Genomic DNA, 18,835 nt, shown 5'->3' with positions numbered 1-18,835 from the left:
CTTTTGACAGCTTTCTCTTCGTTTATTTATTCAGCTTCAGTCGCTTCTTGGCTTTCAGCTTCTTCTTTTGATTCTGTATTTTCTTCTTTATTATCAAATAAGTTATCAAAGAATTCGCTATCACCTTGCTCTTCTGCATCAACGTCAATTTGACCTTGATTTGCTTCGATCGTAGCTTCAGCCATTGCTTGAGTAATTAATTTAATTGCACGAATAGCATCATCGTTTGCTGGAATAACATAATCGATCTCATCTGGATCACAGTTAGTATCCACCATTGCTACGATTGGAATATTCAATTTACGTGCTTCTTGAACCGCAATACGTTCTTTACGGGGATCAACAATGAAAATAACATCCGGAATTCTTGGCATATCTTTAATTCCACCTAAGAATTTCTCTAAACGATCCCACTCTTTACGTAACTCACCAACTTCTTTTTTAGGAAGCACATCAAACGTTCCGTCAACTTCCATTTGCTCTAAAGCTTTTAGACGACGAATACGACCTTGAATGGTATCCCAGTTTGTCAATAAGCCACCTAACCAACGGTGGTTAATGTAATATTGACCGGCACGTTCAGCTTGTTCTTCAATTGCTTGTTGGGCTTGCTTTTTAGTTCCAACGAACAAAGCAACTCCTCCATCAGCAACTGCATCACGCATGAAATTATAAGCATCGTCAACTAACTTTACAGTTTTTTGTAAGTCAATAATGTAAATACCATTACGCTCTGTAAAGATATAACGTTTCATTTTAGGGTTCCAGCGACGAGTTTGGTGTCCAAAGTGAACACCAGCTTCTAACAATTGTTTCATTGAAATAACTGCCATGATAAAATCTCCTTTTGGTTTTTTATTTTCCTCCGCTAGCTTCAACTAGTCATTAGACTCATAAGAGCACCCTAGTAACTATCAGCGAGCGTGTGAATTGTGCATAAGCACTCTTAATAATATAAGCTATCCAGTTAAAAAATGCAAATAAATTTTAAACTTTTTTAGTCTCAGAAAGATAAATTCTCTCATTTAGATCACCTTATTTGATTTGTTAGCTAAGATTCAGCTAAACTACGAATGAGGAGGTACATATATGACAGCTTTATTTTCTTATTTAGATCAATACGGTCATCTCACTTTCGAGCAAGAAGCCTTTAACGAATTAGACGCTGCTATCTTATTGGAAATCACCTACCTCCCTATAGATCGCTTTTTCAGCGATTCAATGGATTTTAAAGAGGGTTTAACTTTTAAACATCTTGCCAAGCTTTATCAACCCTATAACCACTATTTTCAAGAAAATGACAAAACAATGGCTAATCCTTTCAGAAGTCAATTAATTAAAAATATCGGAAATTATGCTCGGTTTAAAGATTTAAGAATAAGCGGCTATTTAAACTCAATTGATACCAAAATTGGAACACAATCAGCTTTTTTATTAGTCGATTTAGGAAATAATTATATCTTTGTATCTTTTCGTGGGACTGACGATATGATAGTCGGTTGGAAAGAAGACCTTATCCTTACCTATCAATCTAGCATTCCTGCCCAAATTATTGCCAGTCAGTATCTAGAGAAAGTCAATAAAACTTTCCCCCATGCCTATTTTATTTTGGGCGGACATTCAAAGGGTGGACATTTAGCACTCTATGCAGCAAGTCAAATGCCATTAACTGCTATTGATAAAATAAAACTTATCTATACACTAGATGCTCCAGGCTTTCATACCGTAAACCTACGCCAAGATAAGATGAAACGTATTAATCAAAAGCACATTCGAATCATTCCAGAGGAAAGTATCATAGGCAACCTTCTTTTTCATGATCGCAAGGCGATTATTATTAAAAGTAAAAAAAGAGGAATCCTTCAACATAATGTAGCTTTTTGGCAAATAGACCGTAAACAATTTCAAAGAGCTGAACAATTAACTCTAACGAGTCAAACAATCAACCAAATTAACAAAAACTGGATTCTGCGAAATTCACCAGCACGTCGTAAGCGCATTATTAATGCATTCATTGCCTTAATTGATGCTTGTGAAGTCCAATCTATTAATCAATTAATCAGTCAACCAACCTTTTATTTAAACAAAGCTCATAGTCAGTTTAAACAATTTGATCCTTCTTTACAAAAGGACCTCAGAGACTTTGCCAAGCAATATATACAATTTTTTAGAAATGACTTAAGACACTATCAACTAATGAAAATAAACCAATCCGTCCTTGATGCCCGCAAAAATTTCAAACACATGGTAAAACTCTTCTATCAAACACTCGGTAAAAAATAATAATTCCCATTCTGCTAGCAAACATATATGACCTTAAATTAGATTTAAGGTCTAATTTTTAGGCTTGCTACATCAGAATGGGAATTATTTTATTTTCGCATTGACTTTGGCCGTGCAAGAATCTCCGACCAAATAATAGCTTCTTTTAATTGATTGGAGTGAATATTTGAATCTTCTGCTGTTTTTAGGCGTTCAACTTGCAATGGTTGGCTGAATTCTGCAATTTCTTCGCCTTCGATAATGAATGGCTCCATTTCGTATTCCATATCTGAAAAATCATTAAAATCTTCAGTAACCGTTGAAGACTTAGCGATCAGATCTCCCTTGCTAGGATCTTCCTGCTCTTCGTTCACTAAATATTCAAAATAATTTGCAATTTCTAATAATTTTTCCCGATTTGGATGATAAGCCGATAATTGAATAGCCTTATCTTTAACTGCCTGGGGTCCTTCTTCTATCAAACGATTTATCTGGTTCTTTAAATTTTTAGGCAAAGCTTGTAATTCATGACGATACTTGTTTTGCAATCGATTAATGATCGTTGGGTCAACTATCCATTGTGCAGGTTGGTCATGAACTGACTCGATATTATCTGGTTCATCCGTATCTGACTCAAGATCTGTTGCAAAGTATTTAGTTAGATTTGGGTATTTCCCTTGATCCACCATGGTTTCCATTTGTTCAAAGCCTTCAATAACCTTGTTTTTAATCGAACCCAAAGAATTATCTTTATCTTTCTTTTTGTTAAATTTGGATGCCAAATAATTAATAATAAATCCCAGAATAATTATTTCAAAGAATCCCATAATTATCACTCATTTTCAGTGGTATGAGGCGTTCCACTTTTGGCTATGGATTCGCGCATTTGGGTATCCGACTGGATATTTTCTAAATCATAATAATCTTTTATTCCAATCCGGCCGTTGCGGAAGGCTTCTGCAACAGCTAATGGTACTTGAGATTCTGCTTCTACTACTTTAGCCCGCATCTTTTGAACTTCGGCAATATTTTCCTGCTCTTGTGCAACCGCAACAGCACGTCGTTCTTCTGCCTTAGCTTGGGCAATTTTCTTATCAGCTTCTGCTTGGTCAGTCTGTAGTTTTGCTCCTATATTACGTCCAACATCAACGTCAGCAATATCGATCGAGAGAATTTCAAAGGCAGTTCCTGAGTCTAAACCTTTCCTAAGAATTGTCTGTGAAATCGAATCAGGATTTTCTAAGACGATTGAGTGAGTGGATGCAGAACCTACAGTAGTTACGATTCCTTCACCTACCCGGGCAATAATTGTTTCTTCTCCCGCACCACCGACTAAACGTTCAATATTAGCTCTTACAGTCACTTTGGCTTTGGCCTTCACTTCAATGCCGTCCATTGCTACGCCAGCAATAACAGGTGTTTCAATTACTTTAGGGTTTACTGAAACTTGAACTGCTTCAAAAACATTACGTCCCGCTAAGTCAATTGCTGCTGCTTGTTCAAACTCTAAATCGATATTTGCTCTCTGAGCAGCGATTAAAGCATCGACAACTTGGTTGACATCTCCACCTGCTAAAAAGTGCGCTTCTAATTGGTCAGTAGTAATCGGCACTCCAGCCTTGGTCGCTTTAATTAGAGGATTAACAATATAGGCGGGTTTAACCCTCCTCAACCGCATCCCAATTAAATCGCCAATCGATACCTTTGCTCCAGAAAAATAAGCTGTAACCCATAATCCTATAGGAACAAATCTCAAGAAAACGGAAATTAAAAAGATGAGTAGTAAAATAATTATTACAGTCATAAAGATAGGTGATCCATTATCAAAATTAAAATTATCCATTCATTTCGCTCCTTACATAAATTTTTTTGTCAACGATCTTAATAATTTTGATCGGTTGGTTTGCTGCAATCATCTCTTCTAAGCTATAAGCTTCATAGTAATGATCCTCCACTTTAATCTTACCAACCGGCCTTAAACCGCCAACAGTCACTCCGACTTTTCCGACTAATTCGGCAAGAAAAGCAGCGTCCTTGCTATCCGAGTTCGTATTAGCGTCTCTGCTAATCGCCTTTTCCAAGATAAAATCAGGACTAAACTGTAAATTGTGTCCCAATTTATTAAATACTAAGAATAAAATTAGCACAATAGCTAAGCTGGCTAAAACAATTAATGTTACTGTTGATAAATCTTGGTATTTTAACCAAAGAGCAAAAACAAATGCGATCACACCAACGGAACCTGTAATACCAAGATCTGGTATATACACTTCCAGAATTAAACAGGTTACACCTATCATAAAAATGAGATAGTGTAACATTGATGCGCCCTCAATGCCGAAAAATAAGGCAAAAAGAACAGCTGCAATTGACCACAATAGCCAAGTCCAGCGCGTATACAAAGATACTACTAAAGCTATAATGGCTAGAAAAAAGCTCACAAGCATTTACCCACCTCCTCTAATTCAATTATATCATGTAATAGCTTTCAATAGTAGCAAATTGAGTAACTTTTAAAGTGTAAATTTTGAGCGAAGATTATCACTAATCACAATAAAACACTACACTTACAGAGAGAAAAACCTTACCCTTTAAAATGGAATTTTACAGGTAAGGCTAACTTATCAAATTAATTCGTCTCTTGACTCGTTTGATCAGTATCATCAGCTACTTGTTTAAAGGAATCGTATTTTGCAATGTGCAGCAGCTTTTGTCTTTCTTCATAAGAATACCTTTCGCGCTCTAAAACATCGCGTTTCACGATTTTATAAAATGCTGACGCTAGAGGTACCCCTAATAACATTCCAGGAACACCAAAAAGTCCTCCACCGATGGTCACTGCAAACAGGACCCACATTCCTGGTAACCCGATTGATCCGCCTACAACGCGTGGATAGATGACATTACCTTCGAATTGTTGGACACAAATAACAAAAATGATAAACCAGAGAGCTTGAGGAACGGAGTGAACAGAGATTAATATGGCCCCAATCGCTCCAGAAATATATGCACCTAACATCGGTACTAAGGCAAAGAATCCTGTCAAAGAACCAATCATACCTGCATAGGGAAATCTGAAAATCCACATGCCCGTTGTGACTAAAATACCCAGAATAGTTGCATCAATCACTGCACCCGTGAAGAAATGTTTAAAAGAATCATCAATCGTCGTTAATACGTAAAAAATCCTTCGAGCTACTGGTTTACTTGTATAAGTCGTCACCAATCTTAAAAATTGATCCAATAGTTTTTCTTTAGACAGTAGCAAATAAATAGAGAAAATAAAAGCCACTACCCCATTGATAATAATAGTAGTCAATGATCCTACTGTTGAAAGTGTTGTATTTACAACACTCGTAATAAATCGATTCCCCCAATCTTGGACATTTTTGAGAATATCTGCCCAGTCTAATTGGAAACGCCCCAAAAATTCCATGGATTCGGATGGAAGCATTTTCTCAAAGTTGGTGACTGTCTCTTCCAAGCGAGTAATCTGAAATGGAACTGCTGATATAACCTCAGTCAAAACATTATAAACTTGAGGTAAAACTAATCCCAAAACAAATAATAGGACTAAAATAATCGTCACAATTGAAAGTAAAATAGCAATCGGCCGACGATAGGGTTTGATCCATTTTTGTGTTGATGGTTGTGTCAACAGTTTTTCATAGCGCACCATTAATATATTTAAAACATAAGCAATTGCTAAACCGGAGAGTATAGGAAGGAAAACCGTAAAAATTCGATCAATCCATGCAAAAATTAATTGGTAGTTAAAAATAGCCAATACTAACCCCGCAATTAAAAAGATATATCGAACAACGATTTTGTCTAATTTATCGATAGGTTTCAAAGTCACTTCTCCTTTCATGTAACTACCATTCTAGCATTTTTAATTGCAATTTACACTAGAAGTATACCTTGTTAACCTTCCTATTCGATAAACAGCAAACAAGATCGAAAAAAGCTTTCTCTTAAGAATAAACTTAAGAAAAAGCTTTACATGCTATCTTTAGTTGGAAGTAACTGAAGCTACTTATTTTTTAATCCTATTCAGCACTATCAAGTCCTTGAAATGTTAAATGATCATTTGCTAAATCGACTGTCACAGTTGAATGAGGCATAATTTCACCTGCAATAATTGCCTTAGCCAATGGATTTTCAAGTTCTTTCGTTATAAAGCGCAAGAGTGGTCGAGCGCCATAGATAGGATCATATCCTTTATCAGCTAGCCAGTTGATGGCTTCAGGGCTTAATTTAAGTTCAATTTCTTGGTATGCCAATCGATGACGTAAATCTTTCAAGAATTTCTCAACGACACCTTGTAAATCTTCGCGAGTCAAAGGTTTAAAGAGTACCACGTCATCAATTCGGTTCAAGAATTCAGGTTTAAAGTGATTGCTTAAGGCTTGGTTAACTTGCGTTTCAACTTCTGGTAAAATTTCTCCTCGGTCACTTACACCCTCAAGTAATAAGTGCGAAGCAATATTAGAAGTCATAATCAAGACCGTATTTTTAAAATCAACCACTCGACCTTTTGAATCAGTCAGACGACCATCATCTAAAACTTGAAGTAAAATATTAAATACATCTGGATGAGCTTTTTCAATTTCGTCAAGTAAAACAATGGAATACGGGCTACGTCTAACAGCTTCAGTTAATTGTCCGCCTTCTTCATAACCGATATAGCCTGGAGGGGCACCAACTAAACGGGAAACAGAGTGCTTCTCCATGTATTCAGACATATCAATACGGACCATATGATTTTCATCATCAAACAAAACTTCAGCTAATGATTTAGCTAATTCGGTCTTACCAACACCAGTCGGTCCTAAGAAGAGGAAGGATCCGATTGGTTTGCGAGGATCTTGCAGACCTGCTCTTGACCTTAAAATAGCTTGTGTTACTTTTTCAACTGCTTCATCTTGCCCCATCACACGTTGGTGAAGCGTTTGGTCTAAGTGCATTAATTTAGTTCGTTCGCCTTCAACTAAACGACTCACTGGAATTCCTGTTAAACGTTCAACCACTTTAGCGATTTCCACTTCAGTGACTCTTTCTTGGGTTAATCTTTCAGTATCTGATTGTAAGGTTTGATCAGCTTTAGCTTCCAAATCTTTTAGCTCTTGTTCTAGATGAGGAATTTCCCCATGTTGCAAGCGAGCTGCTGTTTCAAGATCATAGTTACTTTGAGCTTCTTCTAATTGACGTCGGGCGTTATCTAAAGCTTCACGCTTATCTCTTAAAGCATTGGAAGCTTCCTTTTCAATTTCCCAACGCATTTTTAATTGGTTAGCTTCTTCTCTAAGATCGGCTAATTCTTCTTGAATATTTTCTAATCGTTTCTTAGAAGCATCATCCGATTCTTTTTTTAAAGCTGCTTCTTCGATTTCTAATTGCATTAAACGACGGTTAACGACATCCATTTCAGTCGGCATCGAGTTCATTTCAACTCGGATGGTTGCCGAAGCTTCATCGACTAAGTCAATCGCTTTGTCCGGTAGGAAACGATCAGTAATATAACGGTGAGATAAAGTCGCAGCTGCCACCAAAGCATTATCATGAATATTTACCCCATGATGAATTTCATAGCGTTCTTTTAAGCCTCTTAAAATCGAAATCGTATCTTCAACCGTTGGTTCTTGGACTAAGACACGTTGGAATCGACGTTCTAAAGCCTTATCTTTTTCGATATTTTCACGATATTCATCAAGAGTTGTTGCACCTATACAGTGCAATTCTCCCCTCGCTAGCATCGGTTTTAATAAATTTCCTGCATCCATCGAGCCTTCCGTTTTACCTGCACCCACTATCGTATGAATCTCATCAATGAATAATAAAATTCTTCCTTCTGATTCTTTCACTTCTTTAAGAACGGCTTTTAACCGCTCTTCGAATTCACCACGATACTTTGCGCCAGCTATCAATGAACCCATATCTAATGAATAAAGTTCTTTGTCTTTTAAATTTTCAGGGACATCTTTACGGACTATTCGGTGAGCTAAACCTTCAATAATGGCTGTTTTACCAACACCAGGCTCACCAATTAAAATCGGATTATTTTTTGTCTTTCTAGACAATATACGAATAACGTCACGAATTTCTTCGTCACGCCCAATAACTGGGTCTAATTTATTGTTTTTAACTGCTTCATTTAAATTGGTTGCATATTTTGTAAGTGATTCATAAGTTTCTTCTTGGTTTTGTGAAGTCACACGCGTTCCCCCTCTCAATTTTTCAATCCGTTCTTTAAAAATAACTTCAGTTATCCCTTTTTGAATTAACCATTTAGTCAAAGGATTATTCGTTTGTTTATAAAGTGCGAGTAAAATAACTTCAGTCGCTAAGAATTCATCTTGATACGACTCAGCGATTTGACTGGCATCACTTAGTAATTGTGATATTCTTTGACTAAAATGCTGACCATATTGAATATTTGCACCTGAGATTTGGGGCAGATGGTCGATTTCATCTTCAATTAAAGTTTGAAAGGCAGACAAATCGACCCCTACATCTTCATATAATTTTGCAGCATAATGATCAGGCTGAATAAAAATGCGCCATAAATGTGGGATATCAATTTCTTGATGTTGGCGCCTAATAGCAATTTGCTGCGCTTCAGCTATAGCGCTTTGTAAGGTTGTTGTCATTTTTTCTATCATAATCTCACTCCTTAAAGTCAGAATTGGTCAAATTTATCAATGTACATTAAAAGCTCTCTTTAAGAGCTTAAATATAGTATACTCCATTGGTCAGAAATGGTCAATATGTTTTATTGAAATTTTTCATTTTTGAGAAAATAATTGATTTCGACTTGAACACTATCTAAATCGATCAGTGAGTGGTCATTATAGTAATGCGTGATTATATCTTGGCACTTTTCAATTAGAGAATTGAGATCACTTAGTTGAAAAGGTTGATCTTTTAAATGTAAATCAATTTGCTTGATTAACAAGTTTTTAATATACTCTCTTTCAATGCTTATTAATACTGGAAATCCTGTGCGTATATTGGTAGCAATCATCGAAGAAGGAAGCAATAAAATTAATTTAAAAATAAGTTTATTCACTTGATCTTGACTGACTTTTTCAATCGTGGTACTCAAATCAATCGAATGATTTAACCATTGTTTTGTTTTCAGCAATTTATCACCCTTTTGGTTTTAATCATTAAAGTCTGGTCTTTCTTGCAACTTTTCTTCGATATAGGACCAAACATCCTTAGTATTCGAAGAATAGATCATTTTAAAAAAGGTAGACATTCGTATAATTTGATTAAAGGGTACTTTATGATAGCCTGGCTCATGCACAAAATGAACGGATTGACTATAAGGTTGATTAACAATTGAGTTGACAAATTTTTGCATATAGTTGAATGGGACGACTGGATCGTCTTCGCCATGCCATATAAATACAGGACGATTAGCAATTTTTTGCGGCTGTCGACTTAAATCGAGATCAAACAAAATCGTATAGTCCTTTTTAATTTGTTCTAAAAGTTCCATTCTTTCTGTTGGGTCATCAGAATTATTAATGACGTGTATCACTTTTTCCTCAATAAAGTCAGATATGTGGGCTGTTCCCATCAATGCAACAGCCGCAGTTATTTGTGCTTCTTTACTTAGCAAGAGCAAACTGGTCATAGCACCCATGGACATACCAGCTACGCCCAGAAAATCGTCTTTGAGTGTTGGCTTAAAATAAGACAAAAGAATAGGGAACTCTTCGATATTAGCTTTTAGAGTCTTTAAGAAGTCTTCTTCTTGCCTTTCTCTTTTTGGAGAGCGCTCCCCATGTAAGTAAGCATCTGGGATGACGACTCGAAAACCCTGACGGGCAATTTCCATTGCAAAATACACTTGTTCACTCGATGAGTTCGTCCATCCGTGATAAAAAATAACAAGTGGTAAGGTTTGATCTTTATGTTGACGCTGAGATAAAACTTTTCCTGAGATTGAACCATATGGTCCTTCTTCAATAAAAAAATCTTCTACGATAACTTCCATTACATTACTCCTAGTGCAATTTTTGCATAACGCGATAATTTGTCTAATGACCATGGCGGATCAAAAGTGATTGTTACTTCGACTTCTTCAACTTGAGGAACTTCGACAAAAGTCTCATTCAGTTCATCAATAATCACATCGGCCATCGGACACATTGGGGTTGTGAGGGTGAGTAAAATTTTTAGTATCCCTTCATCTGTTAAATCTGCTCGGTAAATCAAACCCAGATTAATAAGGTCCACTCCTAATTCAGGATCGATTACATTGGATAATCGATCCACAATTACACGCTCAAGTTCATTAAGGTTTTTTGTATCACGCATTTTTTCTAAATCCATTCCAACGCCTCACTTTCTTTGTTTACATTCTACATCAATTCTACTTTTTAGCCAATAATCATGATTAGTTGCCCTTGAGCTTTCATCTTTGCTATAATCGAACCAATCGAAAAGGAGGCTAAACTATGAGCCAACATATGATTGCCATTGATTTGGATGGCACTACATTAAATAATCAATCCAGACTTTCTCAACTTACTATTGAAACATTAAGAAAATTAGATCGACTAGGCCATCTGATTTGTATTGTAACTGGGCGACCTTACCGTACTAGTAAAGAAATTTATCAAGTTTTAAATCTGACGACTCCAATGGTAAATTTTAATGGGGCTTACTGTCATTTCCCTGATCGACCAGAGTGGTTAGCTAGCTATCACCATGAGCTGGATCGTGAAATTGTTTTTGATTTATTTAACCGTCAAGAAGAACTGGGTATTCAATTAGTATGCGCTGAAGGCAAAGAACGACTTTATACTTCTTCTATGAACTTACCAGAATCCCCTTATTACCCTTCTGAAGACTCTAGTTATCAAAAAATATCCCGCCAGACTTTAATTCATAATCCGATAGCTGTCACCCTTTTTACCTCCGAAGCTGACCAAGTACCCGTTCAAAGAAAAATTATGGAAGTTTATCAAAATCAAGTTTCTGTTCGAACTTGGGGAGGCGAAGTTCCGGTGCTAGAGGTTGTTTCTAAAGATATTCATAAGGCCGTTGGTGTCAAAAATATCGCAGACTTCTACCATATTCCACGTCAAAATATTTTAGCCTTTGGCGATGAAGATAATGACCTTGAAATGATTGAATTTGCAGGATATGGAGTGGCAATGAATAATGCAATTAAACCGCTGAAAGAAATCGCAAATGATATAACTCCTCTATCAAATGATGAAGATGGTTTAGCTCATTATCTCATTAATTTCTTTGACCTGAAATTTTAAAATAATTATCACTTATTACTTTATTTCTAGTTTGACTTTGCTATAATTTAATTGGAGAGATAATTCTATTTAGATTACAAGGAGGGGTCATTATGTTGACGCAACTTTTCCACGGGAATAAGTGTCACACTGTCTCCTTGTTATCTTCAAAACGTAGAAACTCTTCATCTCAGCCTGCATATCTTGGAGGCAAATTGTCTATTAAAATAATCAACTCACATACCCCTCTACCATTTACTGGTAGGGGTATTTTATTTTAAAACAAGTGTATATGTAGGTATCAACCAGTGAAAGGAGTGTTAGGATTGTCATTAACTCAAACGATAAAGAAAGGTTAAGGTGATCCAAATGCTTAAAATGCACGTATCTCGCTCCTAGGCGTTATTAGGTGAATATTATATTTTACAATAAGAACTTAGCAGCAAAACAAAGAGCAATGGTTAAACCATCGCTCTTTATTTTGCTTTTATTCATCTTCATCTTCTTGTGGAATTTGATCATATAGCTGATCAAATTCCATTGGCATATTAAAGAAATTGAAATCTTCTGTATTTTCGACTTTAGGTCGGTCAACTTGCACTTGCTTTCTCATTGCTCGTTGCTGATCTCGACTAAAGAAATGACCAACTACTTTATTTGATCGAATAAAGTTAATAAAGGCTTTAGGATCCGATTGACGAATCGCTTGCTCTAACGGAAACATTTCATAGCGGTTTAAAACGACCATCAAGACATCCCGTTTATCACGCGAGTATCCTCCCTGTCCCTCAAGAATTGTAACGCCACGGACGATTGATTTATAGATAGCATTCACTACTTCGTCAGTATTATTTGTTACGACCAATGCAGTTAGTCGCTGTTCATTGGTATGAATACCATCAATTGTTTTTGCTAGGGCGTAGATTGAAATTAGTGTATATAGGGCATATTCCCAATCATATAAGAGTCCTGAAGCTAAAATAATTAATAAGTTAATGGCAAAACCAATAAATGCTACATTCATTTCAGTAATACGCGAAATGACCAAAGTTATGATATCTAATCCTCCACATGACATACCATATTTAATAGTGATGCCCGATCCAATTCCACAAATAACTCCACCAATAATTGCATTCAAGAGCGGATTGGTGGAAACAACTGTTAGAGGAATCATGTTTGTGGCTAAAGTGGATACAAATACAACAATCAATGTCCAAATCGTAAACTGTTTACCTAATTTTACCCAAGAAAGAAAAATAATCGGAATATTAAAGATAAAATAAATATTACCGACTGTCATGAAAGGGCCAATAATAGGAATACTTGTTGCAAAATAATTAATAATTTGAGCAAGTCCAGAAGTCCCTGAAGAGAAAATATTGCCTGGAATCAAAAAGATCTTTAAGCCAATCCCAATACAAAAAGCAGCGGTTAGGGCTACGGTTAGTTCAAACAAAAAGTTTAACCAGGGTCTTTGTTGAATATATTCAATGATCAATTCATTCTTCCTCCATTAAACCATTGGATTGGCAGATTCGCCTAATTTCTGTTCAAGTTCTGCTTGTAGGACACGTGCAATACTTGAACCAATTACTAACACTTCATAAATCAAAAATGGGTCTTGAGTAGATCGTAAGAGGTTACGAAGGTAAATCTCCCCGTCTCCAGCTAAGTAGAGATTATAATAACCTGTTTTACTTTCATTCAATTCATTGATTGCTTCAAGCGCTTCTGGTCGTTGGTTGTAGTCTTTTAGTAAATGGACGTGACGATAAATAATCTGCGCATCAAGATGATCTCCGCTTGTATCTTGAATGATCACTTCAACAATCAGTTTGCGCTGTTTACTCACTTTAAACTGAAAACGGTATAAGTGATTACCATCTTGTATCTCTTGATAATTAGCAGGTAATTTTTTTTCATTTAATAAGGCATCGAATTTTTCTTTAAATCCTGTCATTATTTATCCCTCTTTTCAATCTTTCTATGTAATCGAATTTAAGTATAACAAAGTTTGCCTTTGAAACAAAGGATTGACTTTTGAAGATAAATTGAATAGGTTATAGGTATAATCATTATAGAACTATATACTTTGAAAAGAGGTAGAAAATGGATAAAAATTTAAAAGCTCAAACCGTTGATGATTTAATCGAAATAATTAACTTGGAAGCGATTAAACAATTACCCAAAGCAACGGAACATTTTATTTCTGATTTGCATGGTGAGTTTGAAGCTTTTGATCATTTACTGCGCAATTGTTCAGGTGTCATCTCGATTAAGGTCGATGACCTTTACGATGACATTTTAACCAAAGAAGAAAAACTGGAACTGTGTTTCAATATTTATTATCCAGAAGATCTCATCTTAAATGCTGAAAAGACAAAAGACGAATGGATCACCTTGCTTGACCAACTTGTTCAACTCACCCGTCACGTTTCGAGTAAGTATACACGTTCAAAGGTTAGAAAGGCTTTACCAAAATCCTATGCTTATATTCTTGAAGAATTAATTTATCAATATGATGAAAAAGATAATAAATCCCGATACTATCACACAATCTTCAACACCGTTATCGACCTTAATTTAGCTGACCATTTTGCCCTTGCGCTAGCTAAATTAATCCAACGTTTTGTAGTGGACCACCTTCATGTTTTAGGTGATATCTACGATCGTGGACCGGATCCTGATAAAATTATTGATCGCTTAATGGAAATTCCTTCCTTAGATATTCAATTGGGTAACCACGATATTATTTGGATAGGGGCTTATTCAGGGTCGCTGGCTTGTTTGGCAAACGTACTACGTATTCAACTGCGCTACGGCCATACTCAATTGTTAAAAGACTACGGTATTGATTTAACCAGACTGGCTAAATATGGTCGAAGGTATTACCACGATAATCCAGCCTTCTATCCTCGTGGTGATAATTCGGACTTAAGCCAAGAAGAAATTGACGACATCACTCTAATGCATCAAGCAATTTCAATTATGCAATTTAAAGTAGAAAGTCAAATCATTCAAAGACGCCCTGAGTTCAACATGGAACCACGGCTCTTATTAGATAAATTATCTAAAGACCGTCAAACGATAACTATTGACGGGATTGAATATCCAATCGAAAACGGATGCTTCCAACGTGTAGATCCCGAAAATCCTTTTGAATTAACTTTAGGAGAAGAACTCGTCCTCCTCGACTTACTACACCAATTCCAAAATTCAGAAAAATTAGAACGCCATATTAATTTTTTAGTCCTACATGGCACCATGTATAAATGTTACAATGGCAACTTACTATTCCATGGTTGTATCCCTACTACCAAAGACGGCGAATTTATGTCAGTCACCCTCGATGGTAAAGCATATAGTGGTCGAAGCTTAATGGAAAAATTTGGAGAATCAATATTGAAAACTTTCCGGGATAAAAATTCCATGGATGACTTCGCTACCGACTTGGTTTGGTATTTGTGGTGTGGACCTGTTTCTACGCTATTTGGTAAACATGCCATGAAAACTTTTGAACGTTACTTCCTAAAAGACAAAAAAACCCATAAAGAAATTCAAAACCCATATTATGAATTACGTAATGAAGAAGATTTTTGTTTGAAGATGCTCGCAGAATTCGATTTGCAACCATCAGGCTATATCATTAATGGTCATACTCCGGTTAAAGCTGTTTCCGGCGAAAAACCCGTTAAAGCCAATGGTAAAATGTTGGTAATCGATGGAGGATTAGCCAAGCCTTATCAAAAAGTAACAGGAATTGCTGGCTATACTCTCGTCGATAATTCTTATGAGATATATATCTGTGCCCACCATCCCTTCACCACTAGAGAAGATGCTATTTCATGTCGCTTTGACATCCTGCCTAAGAAATATATTATCACAGAACGGTCTAAACGCTATTATGTGGGGGATACGGACATTGGACTGAGTCTAACAGCACAAATTAAGGAGTTAAAAAAGAATTTACCACCCTATAAATCAGATATCTTGAATTAGAAAAAGCCTTCATTTGCATTCGTCGCAAATGGAGGCTTTAATTGTATAATAAAAAAGAAAGCCTGCAAAACAGACTTTCAAAATGTTTTCTAACGTCCGCGTTCTCTGATACGTGCTGCTTTTCCAGATAATGAACGGATATTTATTTTATCGTTCATTGCAATTCACTACGTTTCAAAACGCCTACAAATAAACATTTGTAATTCATAGGTATTCATTGCATTTCAAAAAATCATGCCCCTTCTGCCCCTTTTTTGCCCCTTTTTTACCCCACTCTTAATTAAGAAAGTGGGGTAATTTTTATTCTTCATAATCAATTCTAATCAAATCATCCATATTAATGAATAAATAAGCTCCTTCTACTCTAACACCAACTTTATCAAAATCAAATACGTCAATTATCCCATTTATAAATGTAGTTCTTTTTGTAGAATCTATGTAGGTAAATCTTATTTCTAGCTTTTGTGTGAAAGCTTGACTTAGTAACATCATTTTCTCTTGAGGACTCTGCCTTTCATAAACAGCTTCCCCTGTATTGTAATCTTTTTTAAGAGATCCTGTATGTTCTGATAGGAAGAAGCCCATCCACTTGGCCATCTTGCGGTCTTGATACTCTCTAGCTGCTTTTGATTGTAAATAAGAACGATCCACGCTCATATAATCACTCCTTTGAGTAAATTATACGAACAAGTGTTCTGTAAGTAAAGTTTAATTATCTCTACCTATTATATAGACACAAAAATAACCCCACCTCCGTTTATGAAAGTGGGTACTTTTTTCTATATATTTTTACAGTGACAATGTGATATATTATTTATGGACCCCGACGAGGGGCATGCACCTCTGAAAGGTACCGAAATTATAAGGAGGTGTATCGTATGGAAAACACTATTATCGTGTTAGTACTGCAAGGCTTAATCTTTCCTTTGGTTGTAGCATTTTGCAGTTTCAAATGGTTTGATAAATAGAACCATTATTAAATATTAAAACACCTCTGAATAGATAAAAAAAGCCCCACCTTACGGCAATAAGGTGGGGTTTGGTGTATCAAAAAACACCTATCGTGTTAGATTTTTTGCCGACGCTCCGACAAGACGAAAACATATAACAGACGAAACTTTTCGTCACTTATAATATATCAATCACTGTCACGAGTGTCAATAAATTTGACTATTATAAAAAAATTAGTCACTCTTGGCTAATTATAACTTAGTAGCAAACTGCTTACCGCCATCAGCACCAATCTTAATGAACCGTTGTTTCTTAGAATATGAAGTATATTGTCCCCATACCCAACCATCTTGAGTAAATACTTTCTCTAATGAAATGGTATCGTCTTTATCATACATGTAGCCTTCTTCGGTAATTGAAGCTTTACCTTCATGTGGTTCTGTTCTTACCCATACTTTGGTATTGAATATATATACACCAATAGATTGAGGTAGTTTAACTGGTTCTTTCGTGCCTGCTTTCAATTCTTCTTTATACTTGGCAACTTCTACTTGCACGGCTGTGTAATTGTAGCCTGCTTTAGTCAAACGATCCTTACGTTTTTGACCATTACCCCAGTCGCCACGATAGACTTGTTTAGCAACCTCACGATTAGTTAATTTAACGCTAGGTGTAGACGGGGTGCTAGGTTTGCTGTCTTCTAATCCTGGCTTATCAATGTAGACAATACCTCGTTGAGAGTCTACAAGCTTTCCAGTAGTCACATACAATTCTAAGTCTTTCTTCCATAGTTTCCATTTCTTCCAATCATCTTTCATCCAGTTTCCAGGACAAGATTTACGAGAAGCGTCATAGTGACGGACAACCCGTGATAAAGGCACGTTAAATTTCTTCATTAGATAAGCAAAGACTAGAATCGCTTCTAAACGAGTGCGTGGGTGGAAATCCCATTCCCAAACATTTGAACCAGTAGATGTATCTTGACACAATTCGATACCAATAGCGTTTTGATTAGTAATTCCATATTTACCACGACCATCTCCCACATGCCAAGCCACTCGATTGAAAGGAACGACTTGCACATCGTGATTTGGATCCAAGAATAGTTGTGCGGATGCTTCTCTATATTTTTCTCTAAAATATTTAGCATTACCGTATGCTTGACCTGCTGCACCGACAAAGTGCAAGACCAAGTGAAGAACTTGGTCTGCTGACATCCAACCGCCTAAATTAATAGAGGTTAGCATTTGTTCAAATTTTCTGACTTCATATTTATTCATTGTTATTCACTCCTTTATTAATTCGTTGCCCTGTATGATATAACCCAGTTGCAGAAGCACCATAAACTATACCTTGGAAACCGTGAACAAATAAGTCTTGACCATAATATACGCCATAAAAAATTCCCATTACTAAGCCTAATGTGACGGCTAGTAAAGGGATAAATTTACTTGGTATATATTGCTTCAATAGTTCAGTGAGTATCATAGTTACTGGTACGATAAATAAGTTGAATTCCATTTTCATTTCTCCTTTTTGATGATTGTAGTAATACGTTCCTCGTGTTTTATAATGTTATCTTCGTTTTCACCAATACGTTCCTCGTGACGAGCTAACACTGAATGAATGCGTTCGCGATCTTTTTGAGATTCTTTTAAATCATACGATAGATTTACCATTGTTTCCTGAAGAGACTTCATTGTCTCGTCAATTTTACTTACTATTTTTTGGAAAGGTTGAACTACTAATGCAGCAAGAGAGACGATCGTAATGATCGCCCCCGCCGCACTAGCTAATTGAATTAAATCTATTGTCATGTTATCTCCCTTTCTAAGGTTTTTCGTTTTCTTCTTCTGGTGATGGATCAGGTTCAATCAATCCTTCTTCAATGCATTTTTTTCTAACGTCTTCACGCCATAATTCAGGAACTCGCTTAATAGTCCACCCAGTCCTATCGCTATGTCTAATTAAATTTACGAACATATTTACCATAATTAAAAACCTCCTAATAAGCTTTCGGCTAATTCACCAATCAACATTTGCAATTCTAACTTAGCATCTGCGACTTGCTGGCCCATTTCGGCTTTTGCTTTGGCTGTTTCTTCGTCGATTTTAAGCTTAGCGTCCTTTAGTTCTTCCTTAATGCTTCGAATTGCATTTTCAGGATTCAAGCGGTCACGGATTGCTTGCTTGCATAATTCGATGACTTCCTTGTCTGTTTTTTTCGTTTGGTCACCGATCAATTCGATTGTATCGAAAGACGAGTTACGCCCTTCGTTGTATTCCAAGTGTACGATAGTGTTTCCGTTAGGCATCAAAAGCATTTCTGTTAATTTATACATTTATATTCCTCCTAA

Annotated in this window: 20 protein-coding genes; 3 read left to right on the top strand and 17 right to left on the bottom strand. The window is 36.2% G+C overall.

The features are described 5' to 3' along the window. Nucleotides 1–26: 26 nt before the first annotated feature. On the bottom strand, nucleotides 27–833 hold the full coding sequence (gene rpsB / locus HF969_RS00505; protein WP_090288810.1) for a 30S ribosomal protein S2: 807 nt from the start codon (nucleotides 831–833) through the stop codon (nucleotides 27–29). Between the two features lie 256 nt (nucleotides 834–1,089). On the opposite strand from rpsB, the gene HF969_RS00500 reads away from it, so the two are divergent. Next, complete coding sequence (locus HF969_RS00500) at nucleotides 1,090–2,283, top strand: Mbeg1-like protein (protein ID WP_090288809.1); 1,194 nt, start codon at nucleotides 1,090–1,092, stop codon at nucleotides 2,281–2,283. Nucleotides 2,284–2,372: 89 nt separating this feature from the next. Here the strand turns inward: HF969_RS00500 and HF969_RS00495 are convergent, their stop codons facing one another. The 8 genes from HF969_RS00495 to HF969_RS00460 form a co-directional block, all read right to left on the bottom strand. Beyond that, on the bottom strand, nucleotides 2,373–3,089 hold the full coding sequence (locus HF969_RS00495) for a hypothetical protein (protein WP_090288808.1): 717 nt from the start codon (nucleotides 3,087–3,089) through the stop codon (nucleotides 2,373–2,375). Between the two features lie 5 nt (nucleotides 3,090–3,094). Continuing rightward, on the bottom strand, nucleotides 3,095–4,066 hold the full coding sequence (gene floA / locus HF969_RS00490) for a flotillin-like protein FloA (RefSeq protein ID WP_180363653.1): 972 nt from the start codon (nucleotides 4,064–4,066) through the stop codon (nucleotides 3,095–3,097). A 31-nt stretch (nucleotides 4,067–4,097) separates the two neighbouring features. Beyond that, nucleotides 4,098–4,709, bottom strand: a complete 612-nt coding sequence (locus HF969_RS00485) for an NfeD family protein (RefSeq protein WP_090288806.1) — start codon at nucleotides 4,707–4,709, stop codon at nucleotides 4,098–4,100. 182 nt (nucleotides 4,710–4,891) lie between these two features. Beyond that, nucleotides 4,892–6,115 carry an AI-2E family transporter gene (locus HF969_RS00480; protein WP_090288805.1) on the bottom strand — a complete coding sequence of 408 codons (1,224 nt, stop codon included), beginning with the start codon at nucleotides 6,113–6,115 and terminating at the stop codon, nucleotides 4,892–4,894. 196 nt (nucleotides 6,116–6,311) lie between these two features. Next, nucleotides 6,312–8,927, bottom strand: coding sequence for an ATP-dependent chaperone ClpB (gene clpB / locus HF969_RS00475; protein ID WP_180363652.1), 2,616 nt, complete (start codon nucleotides 8,925–8,927; stop codon nucleotides 6,312–6,314). Nucleotides 8,928–9,034: 107 nt separating this feature from the next. Further along, nucleotides 9,035–9,406, bottom strand: a complete 372-nt coding sequence (locus HF969_RS00470) for a hypothetical protein (protein ID WP_090288803.1) — start codon at nucleotides 9,404–9,406, stop codon at nucleotides 9,035–9,037. An 18-nt stretch (nucleotides 9,407–9,424) separates the two neighbouring features. Further along, on the bottom strand, nucleotides 9,425–10,267 hold the full coding sequence (locus HF969_RS00465) for an alpha/beta fold hydrolase (RefSeq protein WP_168427122.1): 843 nt from the start codon (nucleotides 10,265–10,267) through the stop codon (nucleotides 9,425–9,427). Continuing rightward, on the bottom strand, nucleotides 10,267–10,605 hold the full coding sequence (locus HF969_RS00460; RefSeq protein WP_090288801.1) for a metal-sulfur cluster assembly factor: 339 nt from the start codon (nucleotides 10,603–10,605) through the stop codon (nucleotides 10,267–10,269). Before HF969_RS00460 ends, HF969_RS00465 begins: the two co-directional genes overlap by 1 nt. A 125-nt stretch (nucleotides 10,606–10,730) precedes the next feature. Here HF969_RS00460 and HF969_RS00455 point away from each other — a divergent pair, with 125 nt between their 5' ends. After that, a complete protein-coding gene (locus tag HF969_RS00455) occupies nucleotides 10,731–11,546 on the top strand; it encodes a Cof-type HAD-IIB family hydrolase (protein WP_090288800.1) in 816 nt (271 codons plus the stop codon). 466 nt (nucleotides 11,547–12,012) lie between these two features. Here the strand turns inward: HF969_RS00455 and HF969_RS00450 are convergent, their stop codons facing one another. After that, nucleotides 12,013–13,026 carry a YitT family protein gene (locus HF969_RS00450; protein WP_090288799.1) on the bottom strand — a complete coding sequence of 338 codons (1,014 nt, stop codon included), beginning with the start codon at nucleotides 13,024–13,026 and terminating at the stop codon, nucleotides 12,013–12,015. Between the two features lie 15 nt (nucleotides 13,027–13,041). Next, a complete protein-coding gene (locus HF969_RS00445; protein WP_090288798.1) occupies nucleotides 13,042–13,488 on the bottom strand; it encodes a hypothetical protein in 447 nt (148 codons plus the stop codon). 149 nt (nucleotides 13,489–13,637) lie between these two features. Between HF969_RS00445 and HF969_RS00440 the strand changes: the two genes are divergently transcribed. Then, a complete protein-coding gene (locus HF969_RS00440; protein WP_090288797.1) occupies nucleotides 13,638–15,527 on the top strand; it encodes a fructose-1,6-bisphosphatase in 1,890 nt (629 codons plus the stop codon). 300 nt (nucleotides 15,528–15,827) lie between these two features. Here HF969_RS00440 and HF969_RS00435 read toward each other — a convergent pair whose 3' ends face one another. The 6 genes from HF969_RS00435 to HF969_RS00410 form a co-directional block, all read right to left on the bottom strand. Further along, nucleotides 15,828–16,184: a hypothetical protein gene (locus HF969_RS00435; RefSeq protein ID WP_090288796.1), complete on the bottom strand. Its 357-nt coding sequence runs from the start codon at nucleotides 16,182–16,184 to the stop codon at nucleotides 15,828–15,830. 545 nt (nucleotides 16,185–16,729) lie between these two features. Continuing rightward, nucleotides 16,730–17,758, bottom strand: a complete 1,029-nt coding sequence (locus tag HF969_RS00430) for an N-acetylmuramoyl-L-alanine amidase (RefSeq protein WP_090288795.1) — start codon at nucleotides 17,756–17,758, stop codon at nucleotides 16,730–16,732. Further along, nucleotides 17,751–17,999 (bottom strand): holin, encoded by a 249-nt coding sequence (locus HF969_RS00425; protein WP_168427121.1) that lies wholly within the window; start codon nucleotides 17,997–17,999, stop codon nucleotides 17,751–17,753. Before HF969_RS00425 ends, HF969_RS00430 begins: the two co-directional genes overlap by 8 nt. A gap of 2 nt (nucleotides 18,000–18,001) precedes the next feature. Then, nucleotides 18,002–18,295 carry a hypothetical protein gene (locus tag HF969_RS00420; RefSeq protein ID WP_090288793.1) on the bottom strand — a complete coding sequence of 98 codons (294 nt, stop codon included), beginning with the start codon at nucleotides 18,293–18,295 and terminating at the stop codon, nucleotides 18,002–18,004. A gap of 13 nt (nucleotides 18,296–18,308) precedes the next feature. Beyond that, a complete protein-coding gene (locus tag HF969_RS00415; RefSeq protein ID WP_168427120.1) occupies nucleotides 18,309–18,470 on the bottom strand; it encodes a hypothetical protein in 162 nt (53 codons plus the stop codon). 2 nt (nucleotides 18,471–18,472) lie between these two features. Next, nucleotides 18,473–18,820: a hypothetical protein gene (locus HF969_RS00410; RefSeq protein ID WP_090288792.1), complete on the bottom strand. Its 348-nt coding sequence runs from the start codon at nucleotides 18,818–18,820 to the stop codon at nucleotides 18,473–18,475. Nucleotides 18,821–18,835 lie beyond the last annotated feature (15 nt).

The organism is Facklamia miroungae, from assembly GCF_012396555.1.
Lineage (GTDB): Bacteria > Bacillota > Bacilli > Lactobacillales > Aerococcaceae > Facklamia > Facklamia miroungae.
Note: the sequence above shows the minus strand (reverse complement) of the source record. Positions and strands in the feature narration are given on the sequence as shown.

Bases quoted from the DNA above. Each gene is read 5' to 3' on its own strand.
- HF969_RS00435 (WP_090288796.1), bottom strand. From the start codon at position 16,184: ATGAGCGTGGATCGTTCTTATTTACAATCAAAAGCAGCTAGAGAGTAT.
- HF969_RS00425 (WP_168427121.1), bottom strand. From the start codon at position 17,999: ATGGAATTCAACTTATTTATCGTACCAGTAACTATGATACTCACTGAA.
- HF969_RS00465 (WP_168427122.1), bottom strand. From the start codon at position 10,267: ATGGAAGTTATCGTAGAAGATTTTTTTATTGAAGAAGGACCATATGGT.
- rpsB (WP_090288810.1), bottom strand. From the start codon at position 833: ATGGCAGTTATTTCAATGAAACAATTGTTAGAAGCTGGTGTTCACTTT.
- HF969_RS00420 (WP_090288793.1), bottom strand. From the start codon at position 18,295: ATGACAATAGATTTAATTCAATTAGCTAGTGCGGCGGGGGCGATCATT.
- HF969_RS00495 (WP_090288808.1), bottom strand. From the start codon at position 3,089: ATGGGATTCTTTGAAATAATTATTCTGGGATTTATTATTAATTATTTG.
- HF969_RS00415 (WP_168427120.1), bottom strand. From the start codon at position 18,470: ATGGTAAATATGTTCGTAAATTTAATTAGACATAGCGATAGGACTGGG.
- HF969_RS00440 (WP_090288797.1), top strand. From the start codon at position 13,638: ATGGATAAAAATTTAAAAGCTCAAACCGTTGATGATTTAATCGAAATA.
- HF969_RS00500 (WP_090288809.1), top strand. From the start codon at position 1,090: ATGACAGCTTTATTTTCTTATTTAGATCAATACGGTCATCTCACTTTC.
- HF969_RS00485 (WP_090288806.1), bottom strand. From the start codon at position 4,709: ATGCTTGTGAGCTTTTTTCTAGCCATTATAGCTTTAGTAGTATCTTTG.
- floA (WP_180363653.1), bottom strand. From the start codon at position 4,066: ATGACTGTAATAATTATTTTACTACTCATCTTTTTAATTTCCGTTTTC.
- HF969_RS00430 (WP_090288795.1), bottom strand. From the start codon at position 17,758: ATGAATAAATATGAAGTCAGAAAATTTGAACAAATGCTAACCTCTATT.
- HF969_RS00455 (WP_090288800.1), top strand. From the start codon at position 10,731: ATGAGCCAACATATGATTGCCATTGATTTGGATGGCACTACATTAAAT.
- HF969_RS00410 (WP_090288792.1), bottom strand. From the start codon at position 18,820: ATGTATAAATTAACAGAAATGCTTTTGATGCCTAACGGAAACACTATC.
- HF969_RS00445 (WP_090288798.1), bottom strand. From the start codon at position 13,488: ATGACAGGATTTAAAGAAAAATTCGATGCCTTATTAAATGAAAAAAAA.
- HF969_RS00460 (WP_090288801.1), bottom strand. From the start codon at position 10,605: ATGGATTTAGAAAAAATGCGTGATACAAAAAACCTTAATGAACTTGAG.